This is a genomic window from Bacillus sp. LNXM12-1, from assembly GCF_003004375.1.
GTDB lineage: Bacteria > Bacillota > Bacilli > Bacillales > Bacillaceae > Bacillus.
In genome coordinates, this window is the sequence record NZ_PVWX01000002.1 from 869807 (window position 1) to 893401 (window position 23595).

The 23595-nt window shown below is 41.0% G+C and carries 24 protein-coding genes and 3 pseudogenes; 23 read left to right on the plus strand and 4 right to left on the minus strand.

Annotated features, from left to right (window positions below):
• Positions 1–218 precede the first annotated feature (218 nt).
• The 8 genes and pseudogenes from C6Y07_RS19290 to C6Y07_RS11925 all read left to right on the plus strand — a co-directional run.
• Positions 219–1085: pseudogene (locus C6Y07_RS19290) on the plus strand (cache domain-containing protein); the annotation flags it as partial.
• 114 nt (positions 1086–1199) lie between these two features.
• On the plus strand, positions 1200–2027 hold the full coding sequence (locus C6Y07_RS19295; protein ID WP_407060619.1) for a methyl-accepting chemotaxis protein: 828 nt from the start codon (positions 1200–1202) through the stop codon (positions 2025–2027).
• A gap of 280 nt (positions 2028–2307) precedes the next feature.
• Positions 2308–3198, plus strand: a pseudogene (locus C6Y07_RS19300) (cache domain-containing protein); the annotation flags it as partial.
• Entirely contained in the window at positions 3193–4143 is a 951-nt protein-coding gene (locus C6Y07_RS19305; protein ID WP_374955724.1) for a methyl-accepting chemotaxis protein, read from the plus strand. The pseudogene C6Y07_RS19300 and the gene C6Y07_RS19305, both read left to right, overlap by 6 nt.
• A 176-nt stretch (positions 4144–4319) precedes the next feature.
• Positions 4320–6296, plus strand: a complete 1977-nt coding sequence (locus C6Y07_RS19395; protein WP_106039135.1) for a methyl-accepting chemotaxis protein — start codon at positions 4320–4322, stop codon at positions 6294–6296.
• Positions 6297–6461: 165 nt separating this feature from the next.
• Positions 6462–7505 (plus strand): annotated as a pseudogene (locus tag C6Y07_RS19320) (HAMP domain-containing protein); the annotation flags it as partial.
• On the plus strand, positions 7497–8450 hold the full coding sequence (locus C6Y07_RS19325; protein ID WP_374955726.1) for a methyl-accepting chemotaxis protein: 954 nt from the start codon (positions 7497–7499) through the stop codon (positions 8448–8450). The pseudogene C6Y07_RS19320 and the gene C6Y07_RS19325, both read left to right, overlap by 9 nt.
• Before the next feature lie 90 nt (positions 8451–8540).
• Positions 8541–9065, plus strand: coding sequence for a type 1 glutamine amidotransferase domain-containing protein (locus C6Y07_RS11925; RefSeq protein WP_060597185.1), 525 nt, complete (start codon positions 8541–8543; stop codon positions 9063–9065).
• A 61-nt stretch (positions 9066–9126) separates the two neighbouring features.
• Here C6Y07_RS11925 and C6Y07_RS11930 read toward each other — a convergent pair whose 3' ends face one another.
• Positions 9127–10131 carry a Gfo/Idh/MocA family protein gene (locus C6Y07_RS11930; protein ID WP_106156726.1) on the minus strand — a complete coding sequence of 335 codons (1005 nt, stop codon included), beginning with the start codon at positions 10129–10131 and terminating at the stop codon, positions 9127–9129.
• Positions 10132–10332: 201 nt separating this feature from the next.
• Between C6Y07_RS11930 and C6Y07_RS11935 the strand changes: the two genes are divergently transcribed.
• The 4 genes from C6Y07_RS11935 to C6Y07_RS11950 all read left to right on the plus strand — a co-directional run bounded on the left by C6Y07_RS11935 (position 10333) and on the right by C6Y07_RS11950 (position 13745).
• Positions 10333–10725 carry a DoxX family protein gene (locus tag C6Y07_RS11935; RefSeq protein WP_106071469.1) on the plus strand — a complete coding sequence of 131 codons (393 nt, stop codon included), beginning with the start codon at positions 10333–10335 and terminating at the stop codon, positions 10723–10725.
• A 65-nt stretch (positions 10726–10790) separates the two neighbouring features.
• The gene (locus C6Y07_RS11940) at positions 10791–11933 is read left to right on the plus strand and encodes an AI-2E family transporter (protein ID WP_106048260.1); all 1143 of its coding nucleotides are present in this window, start codon (positions 10791–10793) and stop codon (positions 11931–11933) included.
• Between the two features lie 127 nt (positions 11934–12060).
• Positions 12061–12894 carry an undecaprenyl-diphosphate phosphatase gene (locus C6Y07_RS11945; protein ID WP_106156756.1) on the plus strand — a complete coding sequence of 278 codons (834 nt, stop codon included), beginning with the start codon at positions 12061–12063 and terminating at the stop codon, positions 12892–12894.
• A gap of 377 nt (positions 12895–13271) precedes the next feature.
• Positions 13272–13745 carry a hypothetical protein gene (locus tag C6Y07_RS11950; protein WP_060597177.1) on the plus strand — a complete coding sequence of 158 codons (474 nt, stop codon included), beginning with the start codon at positions 13272–13274 and terminating at the stop codon, positions 13743–13745.
• 41 nt (positions 13746–13786) lie between these two features.
• Here the strand turns inward: C6Y07_RS11950 and bioB are convergent, their stop codons facing one another.
• The 3 genes from bioB to C6Y07_RS11965 form a co-directional block, all read right to left on the minus strand.
• The gene (gene bioB, locus C6Y07_RS11955) at positions 13787–14782 is read right to left on the minus strand and encodes a biotin synthase BioB (protein ID WP_034659758.1); all 996 of its coding nucleotides are present in this window, start codon (positions 14780–14782) and stop codon (positions 13787–13789) included.
• 161 nt (positions 14783–14943) lie between these two features.
• Positions 14944–15294 carry a hypothetical protein gene (locus tag C6Y07_RS11960; RefSeq protein WP_034659757.1) on the minus strand — a complete coding sequence of 117 codons (351 nt, stop codon included), beginning with the start codon at positions 15292–15294 and terminating at the stop codon, positions 14944–14946.
• 196 nt (positions 15295–15490) lie between these two features.
• Positions 15491–15868 (minus strand): helix-turn-helix domain-containing protein, encoded by a 378-nt coding sequence (locus tag C6Y07_RS11965; protein ID WP_060597175.1) that lies wholly within the window; start codon positions 15866–15868, stop codon positions 15491–15493.
• Between the two features lie 158 nt (positions 15869–16026).
• Here C6Y07_RS11965 and C6Y07_RS11970 point away from each other — a divergent pair, with 158 nt between their 5' ends.
• The 11 genes from C6Y07_RS11970 to C6Y07_RS12015 all read left to right on the plus strand — a co-directional run bounded on the left by C6Y07_RS11970 (position 16027) and on the right by C6Y07_RS12015 (position 23590).
• Positions 16027–16290, plus strand: coding sequence for a helix-turn-helix transcriptional regulator (locus C6Y07_RS11970; protein ID WP_034659755.1), 264 nt, complete (start codon positions 16027–16029; stop codon positions 16288–16290).
• Positions 16287–16439 (plus strand): hypothetical protein, encoded by a 153-nt coding sequence (locus C6Y07_RS18955; RefSeq protein ID WP_164847178.1) that lies wholly within the window; start codon positions 16287–16289, stop codon positions 16437–16439. Before C6Y07_RS11970 ends, C6Y07_RS18955 begins: the two co-directional genes overlap by 4 nt.
• Entirely contained in the window at positions 16417–16659 is a 243-nt protein-coding gene (locus C6Y07_RS11975) for a hypothetical protein (RefSeq protein WP_081311382.1), read from the plus strand. The genes C6Y07_RS18955 and C6Y07_RS11975 overlap by 23 nt, the downstream gene beginning before the upstream one ends.
• Positions 16660–16709: 50 nt before the next feature.
• On the plus strand, positions 16710–17108 hold the full coding sequence (locus tag C6Y07_RS11980; protein ID WP_034659754.1) for a RusA family crossover junction endodeoxyribonuclease: 399 nt from the start codon (positions 16710–16712) through the stop codon (positions 17106–17108).
• Positions 17105–17311 (plus strand): XtrA/YqaO family protein, encoded by a 207-nt coding sequence (locus C6Y07_RS11985; protein WP_066030484.1) that lies wholly within the window; start codon positions 17105–17107, stop codon positions 17309–17311. Before C6Y07_RS11980 ends, C6Y07_RS11985 begins: the two co-directional genes overlap by 4 nt.
• 126 nt (positions 17312–17437) lie before the next feature.
• On the plus strand, positions 17438–17956 hold the full coding sequence (locus tag C6Y07_RS11990) for a sigma-70 family RNA polymerase sigma factor (protein ID WP_106071471.1): 519 nt from the start codon (positions 17438–17440) through the stop codon (positions 17954–17956).
• Between the two features lie 152 nt (positions 17957–18108).
• The gene (terS, locus tag C6Y07_RS11995; protein WP_060597166.1) at positions 18109–18753 is read left to right on the plus strand and encodes a phage terminase small subunit; all 645 of its coding nucleotides are present in this window, start codon (positions 18109–18111) and stop codon (positions 18751–18753) included.
• Positions 18754–18761: 8 nt separating this feature from the next.
• The gene (locus C6Y07_RS12000) at positions 18762–20063 is read left to right on the plus strand and encodes a PBSX family phage terminase large subunit (RefSeq protein WP_164847197.1); all 1302 of its coding nucleotides are present in this window, start codon (positions 18762–18764) and stop codon (positions 20061–20063) included.
• Complete coding sequence (locus C6Y07_RS12005; protein ID WP_106156729.1) at positions 20060–21517, plus strand: phage portal protein; 1458 nt, start codon at positions 20060–20062, stop codon at positions 21515–21517. The genes C6Y07_RS12000 and C6Y07_RS12005 overlap by 4 nt, the downstream gene beginning before the upstream one ends.
• A 38-nt stretch (positions 21518–21555) precedes the next feature.
• A complete protein-coding gene (locus tag C6Y07_RS12010; protein WP_066030487.1) occupies positions 21556–22644 on the plus strand; it encodes an XkdF-like putative serine protease domain-containing protein in 1089 nt (362 codons plus the stop codon).
• Between the two features lie 22 nt (positions 22645–22666).
• Positions 22667–23590 (plus strand): phage major capsid protein, encoded by a 924-nt coding sequence (locus C6Y07_RS12015; protein ID WP_106156731.1) that lies wholly within the window; start codon positions 22667–22669, stop codon positions 23588–23590.
• Positions 23591–23595: the final 5 nt, after the last annotated feature.

The window sequence follows — 23595 nt, forward strand, 5'->3', positions numbered from 1 at the left end:
CGATATATAACATATCGTTTAAAAGGAGGAAAAACATGAAAAATGCAATAAAATGGTTGAAAAAACCATCGATTTCTAAGAGACTGATTATTTCATTCACGCTCGTTCTTGTCTTGCCAATTATTACACTCAGTACGATTTCATATCAGATTGCCAAAGAAGAATTAGATCATGAAATCATGTACGGAGCAAACACAAGAGTCAATGAACTGAATGACATGATTCAGCAAAAGCTTATCAATAAGGAAAACGCAGTAAAACTCTTTACTGAAACATCTACTGCTGCAGACTTTAAGAAGAACAACCAGGACGAACTGTATGAGCATTTCGAGATATACAGTAAAATCAATGAAGATGATGTGGTTGGCTTTTATGCAGCAAGTAAAAAGCGTGATTTCATTCAGTTTCCTAAAGTAGACATGCCAAAAGGCTATGATCCAACAACGCGTGATTGGTATCAACTAGCTATGCAGGATGACAGTGGTAAGCCAGTTGTTACTAATCCATACATCTCTGCCACAACAAACGGCATGGTTGTCACGATTGCCCAGCGTCTGAAGGACGGGTCGGGAGCGATCGGAATTGACATTGATGTGCAAGACATTGTCAATAAAATAAAAGAGATTAAAATTGGACGACAAGGATATCCAATTATTGCGAATAAAAATAAACAAATTGTGGCTCATCCAGAAGAAAAGTCAGGATCTAAGGTCACTGAAAATATTTCATCTATCCTTTACAGCGGAAAAGAAGGAACGTCAACTTATGAGAATAAAGGAGAACAAAAGCGTCTTGTTTTTGTGACAAATGATTTAACAGGTTGGAAAATTGCTGGAACGATGTTTGTATCAGAAACAGAAGAAGCAGCACAGCCAGTTTGGAATTCTGCCATTATTCTTTTAATTTCTTCATTTATCCTTGGCGGCGTTGCGATCTTCTTTATCGTTCGATCCATCACAATTGGACTTCGAAAGCTTGTTGATTTCTCAAACAAAGTGAGTGAAGGGGATTTAACCGAAACCCTTGAAACCAAATCGAAGGATGAAATAGGAGAGCTGACAAGAAGCTTTAGCAAAATGAGTGAATCCCTCCGTGACGTCATTCGAGCGGTACAGCAATCTGTCGACAATGTGGCTTCCGCTTCCGAGGAGCTGACGGCAAGTGCCAGCCAAACAAGTCAAGCAACTGAACATATCACGATGTCGATTGAACAATTTTCAAATGGAAATGAAGCACAAAACGAGAAAGTCGAATCTAGTACGAATCAGCTTGTGGCAATGAATGAAGGGTTACAAGACATGTCACATACGTCATCAGAAGTGGCTGCTGTCTCACTTCAATCGACAGAGGCTGCTGGTCAAGGCGGCCGAATTGTTGAAAGCACAGCGAGCCAAATGAAACATATTGATACATCTGTACAAGAAGCAGAACAAGTCATGAAACAATTAGAATACAAGTCTAAAGATATTACGAGCATTTTAAATGTTATTAACGGCATTGCAGATCAAACGAATTTACTTGCGCTAAATGCAGCCATCGAAGCAGCAAGAGCAGGTGAATCAGGACGCGGCTTCTCCGTCGTTGCAGAAGAAGTGAGAAAACTAGCTGTCCAATCCGCAGATTCAGCGAAAGAAATTGAAAAGCTCATTCAAGAAATTGTGTTAGAAATTGCTAAATCTCAAGATATGTTCAAAACGGTCAATCGAGAAGTACATGCAGGACTCGGTATGACAGAAGAAGCAAAAGAAAGCTTCCAGAACATTTATGAGGCGGCAGAAGGAATGTCGAAAAAACTGACTCAATTAAACGATACAGCGATTGATCTATCGAGCGGTTCAAAGCTTGTCTCACAAGCTATGCAGGAGATGCGCCAAGTCTCTAGAGAAAGTGCGGCAAACATTCAGGACATTGCGGCTTCTGCTGAAGAGCAGCTGGCATCTATGGAAGAAATCTCATCTTCTTCTGTGACACTTGCTAACATGGCAGAGGAACTAAAAGAGCTCACAAGTCAATTTAAAATTGATTAAAAAATGATGAGAAAATACCCAGAATTGTCTGGGTATTTTTTTATGTTTAAACATCGTTTTCAGCCTGTAAAAATAAACCTTTCATCCGATAATAACTTTAGAGAAGTAAAGGGGGAAAGAGAAAATGGGGAAAATGATCCAATGGTTAAAAAAACCATCCATTTCAAAAAAATTAATTATTGCCTTTTTGGTAGTCCTTATCCTGCCAACCACTGCACTGACAATTAGTGCATTTTTTACATCAAAGACAGAGCTAGACAAACAGATTATGGGCAGTGCGATGAGTCAAGTCAATGCATTTGATACCTTAATCAATGAGAATATAGGAAACAAAGCAGATGCTGTGACCCTGTTTACAGATACACTCAAAGCGTCTAATCTTCAAGAAAAAAATAGAAATGCGACCATTAAAGAATTGCAGCAATTTGGAAAAATTAATGAAAAAGATGTTTCTGCTATCTATGCAGGCTCCGAAAAGGGATTGTTTATGCAATATCCTGTTCAAAAGATGCCTGATGGCTACGATCCAAGAGAGCGTCCATGGTATCAAGAGGCACTCAATGCAGAAAACGGCAAACAAGTCATCACAAAACCATACGTAGCAGCCTCCACAGGGAAAATGGTCATCACCATTACTCAAAAAATGAAAGATGGTTCAGGTGTTATTGGAATTGATTTAGAAATTGACACCCTACTGCAAAAATTAAAAGAAATCAAAATTGGGCAAAAAGGCTATGCCTTTATCATGGAGAAGGATAAAACAGTTTTAGCAGATCCGACCCAAAAGCCAGGAAGTCAGGTAAATGAGAATCTGGCGAATATTATTTTTAAAAACAAAGAAGGAAACGGCAGCTACACACTCAAAGGAATAGATAAAAAGGTTGCGTATGTGACCAATGAATTAACCGGCTGGAAAATCGGTGGAACGATGCTCGTATCAGAAGTAGAAGATGCAGCAAAGCCCGTTTTCAATACAGCCATTATTGTGTTCAGTGTGACACTTATCGTAGCAGGTACCCTTATCTTCTTTATCGTCCGCTCTATATCTAAAAGATTATCCAACCTTGCCCGCTTCTCGAAAAAAGTCAGCGAAGGTGATTTGCGCGATAAGCTTGAGATCCAATCAGATGATGAAATTGGCCAAGTTGGGAAAGGCTTTAATACAATGATTGACTCATTAAGAACCCTCATTGGTGCCGTCCAAACCTCGGTCGAAAATGTCGCTTCTTCATCAGAAGAACTGACCGCCAGCGCAGGGCAAACAAGTAAAGCAACAGAGCATATTACACTATCCATTGAACAATTCTCCAATGGAAATGAAAGTCAAAATGACAAAGTCGAATCCAGCTCAGACGAGTTAGAAGAAATGAACCGAGGCCTTCAGCACATGAATGAGTCGGCTGAATCCATTACTGCTTCATCGATCAAATCAACAGATATCGCAGGGGAAGGCGGACAGCTTGTGGAAAAAACCGCTTCTCAAATGAATGTGATTGATCAGTCCGTGAAAAAAGCAGAGAATGTCATCAGCGCTCTTGAAAGTAAATCAAAAGACATTACACAAATTCTAGGTGTCATCAATGGAATCGCTGACCAAACGAATTTACTTGCGCTAAATGCAGCAATCGAGGCAGCAAGAGCTGGGGAATCTGGCAGAGGCTTCTCCGTTGTAGCAGAAGAAGTAAGAAAACTGGCTGTTCAATCAGCCAATTCGGCGAAAGAAATCGAGAATTTGATTAAAGAGATCGTTCAAGACATCGATGTATCACAGGAAGTATTCACTGCGGTGAATCGAGAAGTTCAATCAGGCTTAAGCTTCACTGAACAAACAAGAGTCAGCTTCCATAATATTTTCGAAATGACAAAAGAAATTTCTGACCAGCTTCAAACGATGAATCAAACGGTTATCCAGCTTTCAAATGGCTCTGCCCATGTGTCAGAGGCTGTCCGTGAGATTGCAGACGTCTCACGTGAAAGCTCCGCAAACATTCAAGACATTGCGGCTTCAGCGGAAGAACAGCTGGCATCAATGGAAGAAATCAGCTCATCCTCTGCTACGCTCTCATCAATGGCAGAAGAATTGCGTGATTTGATCAGCAAATTTAAAGTCGAATAGACATAATGAAAAGAGTCCTACAGCTAGAGGGCTCTTTTTTCATTGAGTAAACCAAAAGAAATAGGTGAATTTAATCATTTTGATTAATTTTCGAACATTAAGTCTTGAAAAATAATTCTTATTACCTAAGAATAGAAGGGAAAGACCACAAATCATAATTCAAAAGGAGTAGAGTCATGAAAAAAATCAACTTTTTTAAGCACTTTACAATGTCGAAGAAATTAATTACTGCATTCTTAGCGATTCTCCTAGTGCCAATTCTCGTATTGGCAGCATTTTCTTATGAAGTGGCATCAAAGTCTCTCAATGATGAGATTATGTCTAGTGCTGCAAATGGTGTTCAGCAATTAAACGAACTCATTAATAAAGATGTACAGCCTAAAATTGATATCGTTTCCTATTTAGCCAAATCGGTAAAAAAGAGTGAATTGGCTTCTAAAAACAAGGATTTACTCAAGGTAAAATTAGAGCAATTATCGGAAACAGATGAAGATGTGGTGGAAGTATTCATTGCAGATCAAAATGGTAAACTAACCGAATATTCCAAGATTCACAAAGGTAGTGCCTCGAGCGCAAAAAACGAATCGTGGTTTCAACAATCGATGGGAGATGAGAAACTCATCATTTCAGATCCTTTTGTCGGCAAGTCATCAGATGACCTGCTCATCACAATATCAGAACAATTAGCAGATGGTTCTGGTGTGATTGGGATCAATGTGCGCTTGAACACGATCGTGAAAGATACAAACAGCATCAAAATTGGCAAAGAAGGCTATGCGTTTGTCGCGACTGCAGATCAGCATTATATTGCCCATAAAACAGACAAGCCTGGGGCGAAATTGACAGGTGATTTCATATCGAAATTGTATGATAAAAAACAAGGCAGCTTCAAATATGAATACAATGGAAAGCCGAAGCAAATGTTTTTTGACACAAATGAAGCAACAGGCTGGAAGCTTGCTGGAACAATGTATACGGGCGAAGTCAAAGAAGCTGCACAGCCAGTTCTCGATTTAACAATGATCATACTGGCAGCTGCGATTGCCATAGGCGGAATCGCGATTTATTTTATTATTAAATCGATTCGAAAGCCACTGATAGAGCTCTCTGAATCGGCTGAGAAAATCAGTCAGGGTGATCTGACCCAGCATATTGAAGTTCGTACACACGATGAAATCGGGAAGCTTGCGCAGAGTTTTAACGAGATGTCAGCAAAGCTGAAACACGTCATTCAAGCTGTTCAGAATTCCATTGAAAATGTGGCCTCCTCTTCTGAAGAGTTAACAGCAAGTGCAGGACAGACCACCCAAGCGACTGAGCATATCACATCATCTATTGAACAGTTCTCAAACAGCACTGAACACCAAAATGATATGATCGAAAAAAGCTCAGTCCAGTTGAACGAAATGGATCGCAGCTTATCCCATATGGTCGATACGACCTCACATATGATGGAATCGTCGATTGATTCGAGCAAAACGGCTCAGGCTGGTGGAGAACTCGTTCAAAAAACAGCAGGTCAAATGCAAACCATCGAGCAGGCAGTGAAAGAAGCAGAGCTTGTTATTCAAGGCTTAGAGCAGAAATCAAAGGATATTACTAACATTCTGGGTGTCATTAACGGCATTGCTGACCAGACCAATCTCCTTGCTTTAAATGCTGCGATAGAAGCCGCTCGGGCAGGAGAAGCAGGCAGAGGTTTCTCTGTTGTTGCAGAAGAAGTTCGTAAGCTGGCAGAGCAATCAGGAAGCTCTTCAAAGGAAATTGAAAGCCTGACGAACGAGATTGTGGAGGAAATTGAAAAGTCACAGAAAATGTTTAAACAAGTAGCAGGTGAAGTACAAGCTGGATTAAACATTACAGATGAAACGAAAGTCAGCTTTGAGAAAATCACCGATAAAACATCAGAAATGACAGAACAAATGAAACAAATGAACGGAACCGCCAAAGAACTCTCGCATGGCTCAAATGATATTTCACATGCGGTGAATCAAATCAAAGAGCTTTCAAGAGAAAGTTCCGCAGGCTTCCAAGATATCGCAGCATCCGCAGAAGAACAGCTGGCATCTATGGAAGAGATCAGCTCATCCTCTGCCACGTTATCTCAGATGGCAGAAGAGCTAAGAGAGCTCATTAAACAATTTAAAATGTAAGAGATATAGGGAAGCACCTGACGTTTTGACGTCAGGTGTTTTTCCATTCGATGCATATAATTTGGGTGTTTTGGACTTATTTAGACTTTAATAAATTAAAAAAGTAAACAACCTAGTAGTACTTCCGATATATATACTATCTTACTAAAAGGAGTTTTCTTTTTTATGAAATTCATACAGTATTTCAGGAAGCCATCTATTTCAAAAAAGCTCGTATTCTCTTTCTTATTTATTCTCTTATGCCCAATCATTGTATTGGCATTCTCTTCATATCATACGGCGAGCACCTCCTTAAATGATCAAATCATGCAAAGCGCCAAGGAGAACGTAGAGCAGCTAGATAAAAATATTACGAAGGTTGTGAAAGTGAAAACAGACGCAGCCGATTTTTTTAGCAAATGGATCACGGAGAAAAAGCTTAAGCAAAAAGGCACGACAGATATTCAAGGGCGCTTTGAGCAGTTCATGAGTATGAATGATGACACAGAAGGCATTTTTGTCGCTTCAAGTGATGGCAAAGTGTTTTCAAGATATCCTAATAAAAAAATGCCTGCTGACTATGTCGCAACGGAGCGGGATTGGTATAAAGACGGCTGGGCGAAAAACGGGGAGCTGTCTGTTTCAGCACCGTATCCAACGGCTTCAACCGGTACGCTTGTGGTCACAATCTCTAAAAAGTTAGAGGACGGATCAGGAGTCATTGCAATGAACCTAGACATTGCGAATCTAGTAAAAGAATCAAATAGCATAAACATTGGGAAACAAGGCTATGCCTTTATCGGAAGTCCGGATCGTACCTTTGTTGCCCATCCAACGAAAAAAGCTGGATCCAAATTATCTGGTGAATGGCTAGAAAAGCTTTATTCACAAGATGAAGGTTCTATGAGTTATATGTTTGAAGGAAAAGAAAAGCAAATGGAGTTCACCACAAACAAAGCGACTGGCTGGAAAATTGTCGGTACGATGTTTGTGACGGAAGTAGAAGAAGCTGCACAGCCAGTCTTTAACATGGCCGCTATCATTTTAGCAGGCGCGCTCATCATTGGCGGGATTCTGATCTTCTTGATCATCCGTTCCATTACAAAACCACTTTCTATACTTGTCTCTTCCTCAAGGAAGATCAGTGAGGGAGATTTAACAGAAAAAATTGATGTCCGGTCAAAAGATGAAATTGGACAGCTAGGCACAAGCTTTAATGAAATGAGTGAGTCATTAAGAGATGTCATTCAAGCTGTACAAACATCTGTAGAAAACGTGGCTTCTTCATCTGAAGAACTGACGGCAAGTGCAGGTCAAACAACAAAAGCAACCGAACATATTACATCATCTATTGAATCATTCTCAAACGGCAACGAAAATCAAAGCGAAATGGTGGAACAAAGTGCGTCTCATTTAAAACAAATGAACGAAGGACTGAACGAAGTCGCAGAAACGTCTGATGTCATCACAGCGTCATCTATTCAATCAAAAACAGTAGCGGAATCAGGCGGGCAGCTTGTGGAGCAAACCGTTGGCCAAATGAAGACGATCGACCATTCAGTGAAAGAAGCTGAAGGGGTGATCAACGGGCTGGAGCATAAATCAAAAGATATCACAAACATCCTAGGCGTGATTAACGGCATTGCGGATCAAACGAATTTACTTGCACTCAATGCTGCCATTGAAGCAGCACGTGCAGGTGAGTCAGGCAGAGGCTTCTCTGTTGTCGCAGAAGAAGTGCGTAAACTTGCAGTTCAATCATCGGATTCAGCAAAAGAGATTGAAAAGCTTGTGAAAGAAATCGTATCTGAAATCGAAACATCTCAAAATATGTTCAAATCAGTGAATGAAGAAGTGAAGAATGGTCTTTCCATTACAGATCAAACGAAAGAAAGCTTCTCACAAATTAATCTGCAAACAGCGGAAATCGCAACAAGAATCAATGAAATGAATACAACAGTACGCGAGCTTTCAAAAGGATCAGAGCAAATTTCTAAAGCGGTGAATGAAATTGCCGATGTATCACGAGAGAGTTCAGCAAGCATCCAAGATATCGCCGCATCTGCTGAAGAACAGCTTGCTTCTATGGAAGAGATTAGTTCTTCATCTACGACTCTTTCCCAAATGGCGGAAGAATTACGTGATTTAATTAAAAGATTCAAGATCAGCGAATAAGATCAAGTGGTTCTCCTCAAGGGGAACCGCTTTTCTTTTTAAGAGGTCATCTCGTACAATAGAGGAAATCGAAAGAATAGGAGAGATGTTATGCGTTTATCAGATAAGAAGGTCATTGCGTTTGTCAGTGATGATTTTGAAGATTTAGAGCTATGGTATCCGGTTCTGCGTTTAAGAGAAGAAGGGGCAACTGTGCATCTTGTAGGAGAAAAAGCAAATCATGAGTACATCGGAAAATACGGTGTGCCGGCTGTATCTGATGCAGATTTTTATTCCATTCAAGCGGATGAATATGATGCTGTGCTTGTCCCTGGTGGATGGGCACCAGATAAACTGCGCCGTTATCCAGAAGTGTTAAACATTGTTCGTTCATTTGATGCAAAGGCAAAACCAATCGGGCAAATTTGCCACGCTGGCTGGGTGCTGATTTCAGCAGGAATCCTGCAAGGCAAAAAAGTAACAAGTACACCTGGTATTAAAGATGATATGACAAATGCTGGAGCGGACTGGTTTGATGAAGCAGTCGTTACAGATGGCCACCTCGTCTCGAGCAGACGTCCGCCGGATCTCCCTCCATATGTGAAAGCATTTGCGGATGTGTTAGCGGCAACATAAACAAAGGATCCCAAACAAAAAACAAAGGGCGAACTTGCACATCATGTTCGCCCTTTGTTCATCATTTCATGCCCCATTCATTTTGTCTATCGGCAGGATACATCACGCCCATTTGTTTTCTCGCCTCGTCCATGACGGACATGGTTTGAACAGATAAGGCAAATGTATTGACTGGAGACTGCCCCATTCCTTGCTGAATACACTCAATAAAATGACAGATTTCATAATACATGGCTGGCTGATCATCTTTGAGAGAGATATCGGTTTGATGTCCTTGACGATCGTGGATCGTGATACGCGAAGGACGGTGGAATTGATCAATCACCATCGTGGCGTCCTCTCCTTGAATTTCCGCAGATAAATGAGACGTTGAAATTTTAGAATGAAAAAGGAGTGCTTGATGCCCGTCATATTGTAAAAGGACAGAGCCGCTCCCATCTACACCAGAAGAAAGCTTATAGCCTCTCGCGGTGATTTGATTCGGCAGACCAAATAAATAGATCGCCGGGTAGACAAGATACACACCGATATCCATTAAAGAACCATTGGATAATTCAGGCTTAAAAGCATTTGGAATCTCGCCATTTCGGTAAGCATCGTATCTTGAGGAATATTTACAGTAATGAGCGACCACTTGCCGAATGGGCCCGAGCTGATCAAGATGCTGTTTGATTTGCAGGAAGTTTGGCAGAAATGTCGTTTTCATCGCTTCCATTAAACACACTTGATGTTTTTTCGCTGCAGCAATCATCTCTTCCACTTCTTTTCGGTGAGAGGCGAATGGTTTTTCGCATAAAACGTGCTTTTGGTGCTCCATCATCAACATGGCCTGCTCCTTATGAAGGGCATTTGGACTTGCAATATACACGGCATCAAACGCATCACTTTCCGCCATTTGATGTAAGTTCGTAAAAACTGTATCAATACCGTATTTTTCGGCAAATGCCTGGCCTTTTTCAGCGGACCGTGAATAGACGGCTGTACATGTAAAATCAGCTGTTCCTTCACCGGCCTGTAAGAATCGATCTGTAATCCAGTTCGTTCCGATGACAGCAAATCGAATCATGTCATTCCCTCCTTCTGCTTTTCTCTGATTATACATCCTTTGAAAGCGTTTGTATGAAAGAACATTCTTTTTATTGAAGAGCGGATGAAACCTTTATATAGGCTGATGCGTCTTACATAAAGGATATAAATGTACGAAAAGTGGGTAGTTTCTTCCTTCATTCGGGTAATACTCTGATAGAAGGGAGAGGAGGAAACGAACATGAAGCGCACCCTGCATATAGGAAGTACATACGTCTTTGCGCTTTTATTCATAGCAGCCGGTATTTTTCATGTGATAGAGCCGAGCGGCTTTGCCCGTATGATGTCAGGCTGGCTATTTCCATATGTGATAGTCTATGCGACTGCATGCTTTGAATGGCTGATGGCTGTTTTGCTGCTTCTGCCAAATGTCAGGATTGCAGCAGCAAAAATCATGGCTGTCTATCTTGTACTCATTTTCCCTGCAAACTTATTTGCTGCACGAGAGGGAATTCCAATTCCAGGTCAAAAAAGCACAGAGCAGGCCTTGCTATGGATAAGGCTTATTGGACAGCCGATTCTCATTATATGGGCGATGTCCATTGCGAAATGGGAAAAAAAGCTGAAACAATGACCACCATATCATGATCAGGTAGTGTACAATTTATTAATAAAATAGTTCGAGTTTGGAGGAACGATATGAATTCTATGCAAATGTGGAGCAGTCGATTTAAAAAATTTTTTCTTGATAACAAGTTTGTTCTCTTTTTACTCGTCCTGCTATTAATTGGATTGAATATCCTTGTTTTCATGAAAACATCTTTTATTTTCACACCGCTCATTGTACTCGTCAAAACCATCGCCTTACCGATTATTTTAACGGGGGTCGTGTATTATTTATTAAATCCGATTGTCAACTTGTTAGAGAGGTTTAGAGTCAAACGGATCTTTTCAATTTTGCTTTTATATATTGTCATTATTGGTATCATTACAGTGACCATTGTGTCTATTATTCCTTTTTTACAAGCACAAACGATGAGTCTGTTTCATAACCTTCCGAAATATGTTGATACGGTAGAAGAACAGATTCGCCAACTAACGGGAAGCAACTTTATTAATCAAGCGCAGAAAGCGATGAATTTTAACGTCTCTGAATTGGTGAGTAAAGCGTCAAGTCAAGCGACGAAGATTTTGGAAAGCACCTTTACCGGAGTGGGGACTTTCTTAGGGGCGCTCACCGAAATCATCATTTCGATCGTGACCGTTCCGTTCATTCTGTTTTATTTATTAAAAGACGGCAAAAAATTACCTGACTATTTCCTGAAATTTATTCCGAATAAGTTTAGAGATCATACACATATCGTGCTTCACGAAATGAACCATCGCCTGAGCTCTTATATTCTCGGACAGATCATTGTCAGCTTCTGTATTGGTGTTCTTCTTTTAATCGGTTATCTGATTATTGGACTTGACTATGCGTTGCTGCTGGCGATCATTGCGGCATGTACAAGTGTGGTGCCTTACCTTGGTCCAACGATTGCGATTACACCAGCGATTGTGATTGCGCTTGTGACATCACCAGTGATGCTTTTAAAACTCATCATTGTCTGGACAGTGGTTCAGCTCATTGAAGGGAAATTTATTTCACCTCAGGTCATGGGGAAAAACCTTCATATCCATCCGATCACGATTATTTTTGTTCTATTAACAGCAGGTAAATTGTTCAGCGTAGTCGGCATCATTGTCGCGATTCCAACATATGCCGTCCTGAAGGTCATCACGACCCACTTGTTTGATTGGTTCAAAATGCGATCCAATTTGTACAAAGAAGAAAAGGTTTAATGTCATAATCTTTTTTTGAAAAAAATATAGTATCATAAAGACGAGCTTTCGATGAAGAAAGCTTGTCTTTATGTGGACATAGATGGTTGGACTGTTCAAAAGATCAGAATTGAAAGGAAAGAAAATCATGAATCTATGGGATTTATTCGTGGCACTGGTTTTAGGAATTGTCGAAGGATTAACAGAGTATGCACCTGTCTCATCTACAGGTCACATGATCATAGTCGATGATCTATGGTTAAAATCAAAGGAAATCATTACGCCAGAGGCGGCAAACACATTTAAAGTCGTGATTCAGTTAGGTTCTATTTTAGCAGTCATGATTGTGTTCAAGGATCGTATTTTGAACTTGTTAGGCTTAAAGAAAAATATCACCGAAGAACAAAAGCGCAGCGGGCATAAGCTGACCATTGCTCAAATTGCAGTAGGACTCGTCCCAGCCGTCATTTTAGGATTCTTATTTGAAGACTATATTGATAAATACTTGTTTGACTTGAGAACAGTCGCTGTCGGTTTGATTTTAGGCGCAGTGTTGATGCTTGTCGCTGACTGGATCAATAAACGTAAAACAGAAACAAGCTCTGTCGATAACATGACGTACAAACAGGCGCTTTATATCGGACTGTTTCAATGTTTGGCATTATGGCCAGGCTTCTCTCGCTCAGGTTCGACGATTGCAGGCGGGGTTATTCTTGGTTTGAATCACCGTGCTGCAGCTGATTTTACATTTATCATGGCGATGCCGATTATGGCAGGCGCAAGCTTGTTAACACTTGTGAAAAATGCCGAATATTTAACAACAGACATGTTGCCATTCTTTATCGTCGGCTTTGTGAGTGCATTTGTTGTGGCTCTCTTTGTTGTTCGATTCTTCCTAAAACTGATCAATAAAATCAAACTTGTGCCTTTTGCGATATACCGAATTATCCTAGGTGTGATTTTATTTATCCTGTTCATGTAATGCTGTAAACTACTCTTATAAAAGAGTAGTTTCAGCGTATAGACAAACCTTCGCATTCGTTGTCAGGTCTGCGCGCCGGTGCTCACGAATGTCAAATTCGCTCCGCGCCGGTGCTCGTCCTTCCTAGACTGCAAAGGTTTTCAAACACGCTGAGCTGAAAAGAAGACAAAGGGCTAAAATAAAGATCATTTTAGCCCTTTGTCAACAATCTGAAACTACTCTTATAAAAGAGTAGTTTTTTTGTTGTTTCAGCTCTTTTAAACAGTAAAATCACCCTCTTAATTGGTAGAAAAAGAAGTTTTTTCATAATTTAGTGTTTAAGAGACAGAGGAAGGGGTAGTACATAAACATACCAATTAAAGGAGGAGTTAGAAATAATGAGAAAAACAAGCAAATTTGTTGTTAGTTCTATGATTGCTACGTCAATGGTTGCTGTCCCTCTATCTCTTACGACTTTTGGTCAAACGGCTGAAGCTGCTACGACAACAGGTGTTGATGGAAGTGTCTCTATTGATCCAGTAGCCATTGCCGATAAAATTGAACAAGCAGTAAAATCATCTCAAAATCGTGATGGATTTGTAAAAAATGCGGCGTACAGTGCCTTCTATGAAGCAGGTCAAAACTATAACGTAGTTGTCCAAAACTTAAGCCAAGATCATGACTTTAGCGGACTGAACAATGTTGTCTACTATGATAGTGTTGAATATGATGGTATTACGTTTGGTATTTGGGTATTTGAAGATGGTACGTTCGTCAACAATGGTGACGGCGGCTATATTAACTGGACATTTGTTGGCAGCTTTGACCGTGAGGAAGGAAGCGGCACTGTCGATTTCCATAAAAGATTCTAATCTTATTGCCAAAAGTCTGCCGATTCACCGGCAGACTTTTTTTATAACGCACATTCTTCTATGTCAAAACCTAAATCTTCAATGATGTGATGATCCGTTTGGACTTGCTGGCCTTTTGTTGTTAAATAATCGCCTACGAAAATGGAATTTGCCGCATAAAGGGCAAGCGGCTGAAGCGTCCGTAAATTGAACTCTCTGCCTCCAGATACTCGAATTTCCTTGGTTGGATTGACAAATCTCATGAGTGCTAACACTTTCAATGCTTTGATCGGATGTGTTCGTTCTTGATGCTCAAGCGGTGTTCCCTCGATTGCATGAAGAAAGTTGACTGGAATGGAATCCGCATCAAGGGCTCTGAGCGCAAAAGCCATTTCGACAATTTGCTGGTTGGTTTCACCCATCCCAATAATAACCCCTGAGCAAGGTGACATGCCGGACTGTTTGACCTCCTCAAGGGTCGACAAACGATCATGATATGTATGAGTTGTCGTAATGTGAGCATGATGATCTTGATGTGTATTGATATTGTGATTATACCGATGAACCCCTGCTTCCTTCAGCCGCCTCGCTTTGTCTTCATTTAATAACCCAAGACATGCACACACCTTCAAAGGCATGGTCTCAGTGATCTCTTTTACTGCTGCCGTCACCTCATCTAACTCTCTGTGAGAAGGTGCTCTGCCGCTTGCGACAATACAATAAGTCCCCGCTTTTCTCTTGAGCGCCTCACGCGCGCCAGCCACAATCGTTTTTTGATCAAGCATTGTATATCTTTCAACCGGTGCTTTTGAAATGATCGACTGTGAACAATAACCACAGTTTTCAGGGCAATAACCGCTTTTTGCGTTAAAAATCATATTTAATTTCACCTTGTTTTGAAAAAAATGAAATCGTACTTGATAGGCTGCATGCATCATAGATAATAATTCTTTATCGTCAGCTGCAAGAATGTCTAGACCTTCTTGCAGCGTGATCCGTTCATTTTTCAGCGCTTTCTCCGCCATCGCTTCCCAAGACAAAGATATTTGTTTTCCCATCATAAGCTCCTCTCATTATGTTAACTTATTTTTATTAAAAGTTAACATAAGAGATGGTCGTTGGCAAGCATTGGATAAATGAAGTCTATGAATATACATGTAGACACACAAAAAGGCGATGATCATGAAGTCATCGCCTTTTCATATGTAAAGCAATATGCTTATCGAACAGTAATATAGTTAATCACACGTTCTCCAAGTGAATTATAGTAAGAAACCGTCACTGAACCGCGTTGTACGGCACGAATCCAAGTGAAGTTTGGAGCTGTTTGATCTAATTGAATCGCATAAGTTGCGCCCGTCACAGTAATTTGGCTTGCTGGAAGAGAGACGGCGATCGAAGAACCTACAGGAAGCGTACGGGTCAACGTAATCACTTTATTCATAATAGGAGCTTTTGCTATGACTGGTTCTTTTGGCTGTGCAGCTGCATGAGCACCTTCAGTTTGGAAGAACGTAAGAGCACCTAAAGCAGCTAAAGACAATGTACAAGCTTTCATTAATTTTTTCATCGGTAACACTCCTTTTTTTGGTATATACATATATTAATAATAATAGAATTATATGTCAATAAAATTATGTAGAAAAAAGAGTATTTATGGTGAAAATTGCCATGTATTATTCATATGTCTTCTCTTTTTTAGGGAAAAAGAGGCATAAAAAAAGCTGGGCTATCCCAGCAATGTAAAGCTTTATGAAAAGAGATCATCAATCGTCGTCTCGCTGTTTTGGCTGACGGCCTTTTAGCTTCTCTTTTTCTCTAATGTAGTGAATAAAATCGATGGTTTGTCTTCGCGCTTCTTCGGAAAAATCGGAGGCAGCTTTAAACGCAATTTGCAAATCAGGATCGTTTGCAAGGTCGGCATCAGTTCCGCCTTTGTCCTTACCTGTGAGAAGATAATCCGTTGAGACCCCATATAACTCGGCGATTTTCACAATCATCTCACCGTCAGGCTTTCTCAAGCCATATTCCCAATTTGCATAAGTGGACATCGCCTTTAATCCGAGTTTTTTAGCAACCGTTGACTTGCTCCATCCATGCTTCTCTCTTAATTCAGTTAAAATCTTTCCAGTCAAATTATCCATTGGAAACACCTTTTTTCATGTTATGAGTAAATTTTATCATGAATTACACGGAAAAGATAAATAATTACACAAAAAGAATAAAAAATGATTGACTTACTCGTTTCGTGTATATTATCATAATGAATATAACTTACACATATTGAGTAAGAGGTGGAAAGATGAAACTTGAACATTTACGAGAAGAACGCATTTTACAAGGAAAAACACAAACCTATATGGCGAAAAAGTTAGGATATAAGTATACGAGCGGCTATGCAAATATAGAAATGGGCAGAACGAAGCCTAGCTTAGAAATCGCAAAGCATATTGCAGATCTGCTGAATAGGGGTGTTCAAGAGCTTTTTTTTGACCAAAAGTTACACGAAATGAGTAATTCTCTAAAGGAAGAGCATTTCTTAGAAAAGGGGAGACGAACAAAATGAATATTGAACATCCAATGGTAGCGCAGATGAATGACTTTGGATATCCAAAAAGCTACTGGTCATATGACATGAAACGTTATGGATATCAAACAGAGATTGAGGACAGTCTGGAGGGGTTTGAAGAAGATGAAACATCAGATGACGTTTGATGCCAGAAAGGAAGCGCAGCTTTGTTTAGTCCAAGCTGGCGGCTGGATCACCTTTCATCATCAGAAACCGGTGTTTGTTTTTTCCACAGCAGAAGACAAGCAAACATACATGACCCTCTTGGCGGAAAAGTTCGCTGAAGCAAAAAAGGAGGAATCAAGGCGACGTGAAACGATGGAAGCAAATTATGACAATCCTCAAATGCTTGCTCAAAGCGAGTAAAAACGAACAAGACATCCGTCAGTGGGAAAAGGATGACGGGAGATCCTAACATGGTCATCCATTTCATCATTGAGGCAGAGTTTTTAACAAAAGATACATTGATAAAAAGAATACGAGCAGCTGCAAAAGCACAATGCCCGCATAAAATAAAAGGCGCACTATCACTCGAGATTCGCTTATTTGACGACATGCCGCTTGACATAGCTGACTGTCAAAACAAGCGTACATACGCAGAAAAAGGTTTGATACGCCCGGTGCACGTCAGCATCTTTCAGCCAAGACTACAACATATTCAAGAAGCACTTCATTCTATTGCGGATAAGGTCCCTCTACAGATTGTCGATTTAAGAGTTTCCCAGTTTTATAGTATGCGTCCAAGAATTGAAATCATTTTAAATACGATAGGTGATGGCACGAAATCCTCACCAAATAAGGAGACAAGCATATGAACGAGCCAAAACAATTACTCATTCAAGAAAACCAGACATTTGTCGGTGAGATGGAAACAGGAAAAATTCAAGTCATCGTGTTAGATGGGAATGTAGGAACGGCTTATAAGATGGATGTACCTGAACATGGAAAAACCATTATACAAACGGCAAAAGGTCATTTTGCAAGAGTAGATCACGAGATTGGTTTTAAAATCAGCTAGATCACTGAACAAATCACAACATCATACGTCCAAGACGGAAAGCCTGCGGACACTGATCAAGACCCTATGAAAAGGGGACTGATTGGTGTCCGTTTTTTATTTTCTTAAAAAAGGGAGAGAGCCAATATGCAAGATTTACTTATCGAATACAAACGGGCATTAAAGGATGCTAGAAAAAGATATGCACCATATAGAGAAAAAGAAGACAAACAGCTTTCAGATCAAGAGAAGCATGATAAAAAAATTATCGCCAGTATGGTCAGCGATCTCGAATACGTCGTGGAATGGCTTCAAATCGGCAGACAGCCAGGCGCACGCAGAGGATTAGACAGACGTTCAGTCTATCAGCGTACCATTCTAGCAAATCCAGAAGTGTTAGAGGCTTTATCATATGAATATACACTCATCCAAGAAAATGAAAGAGAATTCAGTGAGCGGGACAAGAAACGAATTGACGAAGCCTTGTCCGTTTTAACGGATCGAGAAAAGGATGTATTCTTCATGCACACAACACAAGGATTATCGTTTAGTGAGATTGCGATTATGCTGGATGTGAAAAAAGGAACTGTCCAAAAACATATGGAGAGAGCTCGGACAAAGATGTCCAAAAAAGTACAAGAACGCCTATTCGAAGCAGCTGAATAGGCGTTTTTTCTTTTACAAAATAAATGGAGCAGCACTTGTCTTACAGTTGCCACCTATAGTTAGAAAGACCAAACGGATGTTTGCTAGCCCTACACAAATGATTCCTTCACAGGAAATCGTTCGAATTAAAAGGAGGCGGCAGGTGAATGTAAATGAAAGATAAACGGATAGGAGCCAAGCAAGATTATATGAAAGGGATGACGTACCAGCAAATTGCTGATCATTACAATGTCTCGATCCATACCGTGAAATCATGGAAAAGACGATACGGATGGCAAAGGCAAAAAGATTCGTCAAAGCAGGCACACTCGATCTTCAATCAGTTTCTGTCAGATGAAACGATTGAAATCATGGAGAAAATGGGCGGGCGTACATCGCTTGATTTAATCTGGGATCAAATTCAAATTCAATATGCTGCCATTATTCGGGCGCAGCGCATCATGTATGTGTCAGATCAAGAGGACATGATCAAAGAGCTGAAAAAGGCGGCATACAAGCCTTCTTCATTAGAAGAAACAGTAGAAGGCATTCAGCCAGAACAAGAAATCAGCACAGAAGAATATTCGTTTCAATTTTCGTGGGATCGGCATGCCACCTTTTTAAATGCCCAATCCCGTGCAATGGGAGAGCTCAGGCGTCTCATTAAACAGTTTGAAGAGCTCGCACATGCGAAGGATGAACGAAGATTAAGGCTAAAGCAAATTGAACTGACCATCGAAAAAACAAAAAAAGCAGTGCGTGAAGAAAAAGAGGAAGATCTTCACATCATGATTAAGCGGAAAGAGGATAACTCATGACGCCATTGATTGAAAAAGAAGTCAATCCTCACTTTGAACACTTTCTATTCGATTGGAATCAGAAGTTTCAATTTTTAGTAGGCGGCTACGGCTCCTCCAAAAGCTATCACATTGCGTTAAAACTCATTTTAAAGCTGCTGGAAGAAAAACGGACAGCACTTGTCATTCGAGAAGTATATGATACGCACCGTGAATCAACATTTTCTCTATTACAAGAGATCGTCAGCGATCTTGACATCGATCGTGTGGTGAAGTGCCGAAGTTCGCCGCTTGCCTTGACGTTTCGAAATGGCAGCAGCATCTTATTCAAAGGACTGGACAAGCCTGAGAAATTGAAATCGATCAACAACATCTCGATCATTTGGATTGAAGAGTGTTCAGAGGTTTCTTATGAAGGCTTTAAAGAGCTGCTTGGAAGGCTGAGGCATCCGTCCTTACCGCTTTATATGATGTTATCGACCAATCCTGTTGGTCAAGATAATTGGACGTACAGACATTTCTTTCGAGATGAACAGCTGAAGCGATTTGTCCTAGATGACGAAACCTTATACAAAAAGCGCACCGTTGTCATCAAGGATACGTACTACCATCACTCCACAGCGGAAGATAATCTATTTCTCCCTAAAAGCTATGTGAAGCAGCTGGATGAGCTGAAAGAATACGACCCAGACCTCTATCGAATTGCGAGGAAGGGCTATTTTGGCATCAATGGAACAAAGGTTTTTCCTCAATTTGAGGTGAGAAATCATTCTGATGTATTAGAAGCGATTCAGCAGATTGACAGGCCGCTGAAACGAGCAGGCATGGATTTTGGATTTGTTGAATCGTACAATGCGCTCATTCGATTAGCCGTCGATCATGAAAAAAAGTACTTATATATTTACTGGGAATATTACGACCGCGGAAAAACAGATGATGAAACAGCCGTTGATCTAAAAGAGTTCATTGAATCAAAGGAACTCATCAAAGCTGACGCAGCCGAGCCTAAAACCATTCACTATTTTCGGCAGCGTGGATTTCAAATGGTGGCTGCACATAAATACCAAGGCTCACGTTTGCAGTATACGAAAAAGATCAAACGGTTTAAGAAAATCATTTGCTCTGATGCTTGTCCGTACACAATCTATGAACTTCAATCACTGACCTATAAGGCAGATAAGGATGGCCGTTTAGAGGAAGATGAATTTCAAATCGATCCACACACATTATCAGCCATTTGGTATGCGCTGGATGATTATGAAGTGACGGATTTGAAACAGACCGCCTCGGAGCGTGTCCGCCCAAACAGAGAGAGGAGGTCTATACAATGAAACAATTGAAAGCAACGATTATGAAGGCAAACATGTCTGATCATACAAAACAAATGTATGCAGATGAATTTTCCTACGAAAAAGATGACATTGTTCCCCCGCCTTACAACATCAATGAATTAAAAAGCATGGCAGAATATTCAACCATTCTTCAGCAATGTATTGATGCGTACAAAACCAATATTTTAGGCTTTGGGTTTGGGGTAGAATACGCCTTTGACTTTAATGCAGAAGGTGTAAAACCGGCAAAAAAGAAAGCCGCAGAGAAGGAATGGACAAGACTTGAAGAGTTTACGAAGTACATGAACTATGATGAGTCCGCTGATGTGATTCTTGGCTATGTCCTCGAAGACCGAGAGAAAACGGGCAATGGTTTTTTAGAGGTGCTGAGAGATGGACAAGGAAAGCCGGCAGGAATCGAGTATTTAGATGCGCTTCATATCCGCATTTGCAAGCTTAGTGAGCCAGTCGACGTCGAATTCAGGTACACCGAAAATGGCGAAATGAAGACAATGAATCGAAAGAAACGATTCCGTAAATATGTACAGGTGATCAACGAAAAGAAAGTCTTCTTCAAGGAGTATGGTGATCCGCGCATTTTGCACTGTGAAACAGGCAAATACGATGACACCACACCAGAGCCGCTTCGCGCAACAGAAGTGATTCATTTTAAAATTGGCAGTGGAACGTATGGGATTCCCCGCTGGATTGGCAACATCGTCAATATGTACGGAGCACGCAAGGCAGAGGAGCTGAACTACCTTTATTTTAAACAAGGGCGGCATGTACCAGGTGCCATTATTGTCGAAAATGGCATGCTGTCAGAATCCTCTTATCAGCAGCTTCAAGATTATATGGACGATATTGAAGGATCTGATCATGCACATAAGTTTCTATTGCTTGAAGTTGAAGGTCTACCGACAGAAAAAGGGTTAACGGGAGAAGAAGATGTCTCAAATGTCAAAGTGAACTTTAAATCCCTAGCCGAGATCCTGCAAGAAGATGCGCTCTTTTTAGAATACGATGAAAAAACAAGAAACAAAATCCGCTCTGCGTTTCGCCTTCCTCCAATTTACACAGGTGAGTCTCAAGACTATAACAAAGCGACAGCAGATACGGCGCGTAAAACAACAGAAGAGCAGGTATTTCAGCCGGAACGGCATCTCATCACAGGAAAACTCAATACTCTTTTCCTGCCGGATCTTGATATTTGGCATGTCCGTTTTCTATTAAAAGGTCCTGATTTTAGAGACCCATTAGAGATTGCCAAGGTACTGACGCCATTTATTCAGGCGGGGGCAGTGTCACCTAACGATTTGCGCGATCTAGCAGGAAGAATTCTCGGAAAAACGCTAGAAGAATGGCCTGAGGAACTATATCACCGACCTTTAGAAAGCCGCATGAAATCAGCTGAAGAAAAGTCTCAACCAGAGCCGGACCAGCTGACGAAATAAACAGAAGCGCGTGCACTTTTTTGAAAGGGGGTGAACATATGCCAAGAGAACTAAAAAACGCTAAAATTACGCATGTTTCCTACGTGGACAAAGCAGCGAACAAGAAGAAATTCTTTTTGATGAAAGCAAAGAAAAAGCGGCCTGACTTTCAAAAGGAGGTCAGTGTCCTGACAAAGGCAGAAGATGCTCATCGCCTCGTGTACGGTGTCGTGTATGAGCCGAATACACCTGATGCACATCAAGACTTTATGACAGCCAAGGAAATTGAAAGAGCGGCACACGGCTTTATGAAGGATGCCCGTCATATTGACAAGCAGCATGATTTTCAGGATGGTGTTGGCGAAGTGGTTGAATCGTATATTGCTCCGGCTGATGTAGAGGTAGGCGGGGAGCTGATTCGAAAAGGGTCTTGGGTGCTTGTGACAAAAGCTTCCCAAGAGATTTGGGATCAAATTCAGAAGGGCCACATTACAGGCTATTCAATGGCTGGAACGGCGGACATCGTCGCCATAGAAGAACAAGATCAGCTTCTATCTCAAGGCACGAATGAGAGAGGGCTTTTTTCTTTGCTGAAAAATTTCTTTTTAAAAGAGGAAGGTGCAAACATGTCACAATCATTTTGGAACGTTTTAGACCATCTGCTGGAAACTTTACAGTCAAGTGATGGTGATGAGGCGGATGTAAGAGCTGCCTTAGAACAGCTCATTCCAATCATGCAGGATATCCTGAAGACAGAGGATGTACTTCAAACGATTGGTGAAAGGCCAGCCGCCGTACAAAAGGAAGATGCTGCTTTGACGACAGATCAAGTACGAGAGCTCGAAAAAGCAAAAAAGGCCATCGAAAACGTCTTACAGCAGGCTGAACAACAAGAAACAGATCAAACCGGGGAAGAACCTGTCCAAAAAGTGCTCGAGCAAGTCGTTGCACCGATTCGTCAGCAGCTCTCTTCCTTAGAGAAATCAGCCAGCAGAGAAAAAGCAGCGGTGCAGGAAGTGCTTGAGCAGCAGCTTTTGCCTATTTCAGAGCGGATTCACATGCTTGAAAAGGCGCGGGGCATGTCAAAACAAACAATCCACGATACACAAAACGACACAACAACACCCATATGGGATGGCTTACTATAAGCCTAAATAAGGAGGAAACAGTGTGAGAAATCAAGAGTTGATTCGCAAGGCTGAAATGACACTTGCCAGCTTAAAAACCGGCGGTCTCATGAACGCAACCCAATCCAACACATTCATTAGAATGATGCAAAACACACCAACCGTTTTAAATGATGCACGCATCATTCCGATGGAAAGTGATTCACAAAAAATCGAAAAAATCGGCTTTGGCCAGCGTATTTTGCGCCCAGCAGAAGAAGGCCAAGCGCTTGATGCAAAAGACCGTGTTGTCCCAGCGACAAGCACTGTCCAGCTAAATGCGAAAGAGGTCATTGCAGAGATTCACATGACCTACGACAGTATTGAAAACAATATTGAAAAAGACGGAATCCAGCAGACAATTATGCAAATGCTGGCTGAACGAGCGGCGGTCGATATTGAAGAGCTCATCGTCAATGGGGATACGACTTCATCAGATCCATTTTTAGCCCAAATGGATGGCGTGAGAAAACAAGCAGAATCTCATATTGTTGATGCAAATGGAGCGGAAATTAGCCGCCAAATGTTTAAACAAGCCTATAAAGCGATGCCGTCAAAATATTTACGTGTACCTCAGGATTTCCGTTTCTACACATCCCCAAGTTTAGAGGTTGAGTGGAAGGATCAAGTAGCAAACCGTCAGACAAATCTCGGAGATGCGGTCATTCAAGGCGGACTTTCTTCTGCATTCGGTGTGCCAGTCAAAGGTCTTGCCAATATGCAGCCATATGACGAAGCGGGAACAGACGTATCAGATATTTTGCTGACACACCCTAAAAATATTATCGTAGGTTTTTCTCGTAATATTCGAATTGAAGTAGAAAAAGATATTCGCAGCCGTAAATTTATTATTGTCCTGACAGCGAAGCTAGACAGCAAATTTGAGGAAGAGGATGCTGTAGCAAAAGTGATGAAAGTGAAAGAGTAGGTGAC

Bases quoted from the DNA above. Each gene is read 5' to 3' on its own strand.
- C6Y07_RS19295 (WP_407060619.1), top strand. From the start codon at position 1,200: ATGTCGATTGAACAATTTTCAAATGGAAATGAAGCACAAAACGAGAAA.
- C6Y07_RS19305 (WP_374955724.1), top strand. From the start codon at position 3,193: ATGATTGACTCATTAAGAACCCTCATTGGTGCCGTCCAAACCTCGGTC.
- C6Y07_RS19395 (WP_106039135.1), top strand. From the start codon at position 4,320: ATGAAAAAAATCAACTTTTTTAAGCACTTTACAATGTCGAAGAAATTA.
- C6Y07_RS19325 (WP_374955726.1), top strand. From the start codon at position 7,497: ATGAGTGAGTCATTAAGAGATGTCATTCAAGCTGTACAAACATCTGTA.
- C6Y07_RS11925 (WP_060597185.1), top strand. From the start codon at position 8,541: ATGCGTTTATCAGATAAGAAGGTCATTGCGTTTGTCAGTGATGATTTT.
- C6Y07_RS11930 (WP_106156726.1), bottom strand. From the start codon at position 10,131: ATGATTCGATTTGCTGTCATCGGAACGAACTGGATTACAGATCGATTC.
- C6Y07_RS11935 (WP_106071469.1), top strand. From the start codon at position 10,333: ATGAAGCGCACCCTGCATATAGGAAGTACATACGTCTTTGCGCTTTTA.
- C6Y07_RS11940 (WP_106048260.1), top strand. From the start codon at position 10,791: ATGAATTCTATGCAAATGTGGAGCAGTCGATTTAAAAAATTTTTTCTT.
- C6Y07_RS11945 (WP_106156756.1), top strand. From the start codon at position 12,061: ATGAATCTATGGGATTTATTCGTGGCACTGGTTTTAGGAATTGTCGAA.
- C6Y07_RS11950 (WP_060597177.1), top strand. From the start codon at position 13,272: ATGAGAAAAACAAGCAAATTTGTTGTTAGTTCTATGATTGCTACGTCA.
- bioB (WP_034659758.1), bottom strand. From the start codon at position 14,782: ATGGGAAAACAAATATCTTTGTCTTGGGAAGCGATGGCGGAGAAAGCG.
- C6Y07_RS11960 (WP_034659757.1), bottom strand. From the start codon at position 15,294: ATGAAAAAATTAATGAAAGCTTGTACATTGTCTTTAGCTGCTTTAGGT.
- C6Y07_RS11965 (WP_060597175.1), bottom strand. From the start codon at position 15,868: ATGGATAATTTGACTGGAAAGATTTTAACTGAATTAAGAGAGAAGCAT.
- C6Y07_RS11970 (WP_034659755.1), top strand. From the start codon at position 16,027: ATGAAACTTGAACATTTACGAGAAGAACGCATTTTACAAGGAAAAACA.
- C6Y07_RS18955 (WP_164847178.1), top strand. From the start codon at position 16,287: ATGAATATTGAACATCCAATGGTAGCGCAGATGAATGACTTTGGATAT.
- C6Y07_RS11975 (WP_081311382.1), top strand. From the start codon at position 16,417: ATGAAACATCAGATGACGTTTGATGCCAGAAAGGAAGCGCAGCTTTGT.
- C6Y07_RS11980 (WP_034659754.1), top strand. From the start codon at position 16,710: ATGGTCATCCATTTCATCATTGAGGCAGAGTTTTTAACAAAAGATACA.
- C6Y07_RS11985 (WP_066030484.1), top strand. From the start codon at position 17,105: ATGAACGAGCCAAAACAATTACTCATTCAAGAAAACCAGACATTTGTC.
- C6Y07_RS11990 (WP_106071471.1), top strand. From the start codon at position 17,438: ATGCAAGATTTACTTATCGAATACAAACGGGCATTAAAGGATGCTAGA.
- terS (WP_060597166.1), top strand. From the start codon at position 18,109: ATGAAAGATAAACGGATAGGAGCCAAGCAAGATTATATGAAAGGGATG.
- C6Y07_RS12005 (WP_106156729.1), top strand. From the start codon at position 20,060: ATGAAACAATTGAAAGCAACGATTATGAAGGCAAACATGTCTGATCAT.
- C6Y07_RS12010 (WP_066030487.1), top strand. From the start codon at position 21,556: ATGCCAAGAGAACTAAAAAACGCTAAAATTACGCATGTTTCCTACGTG.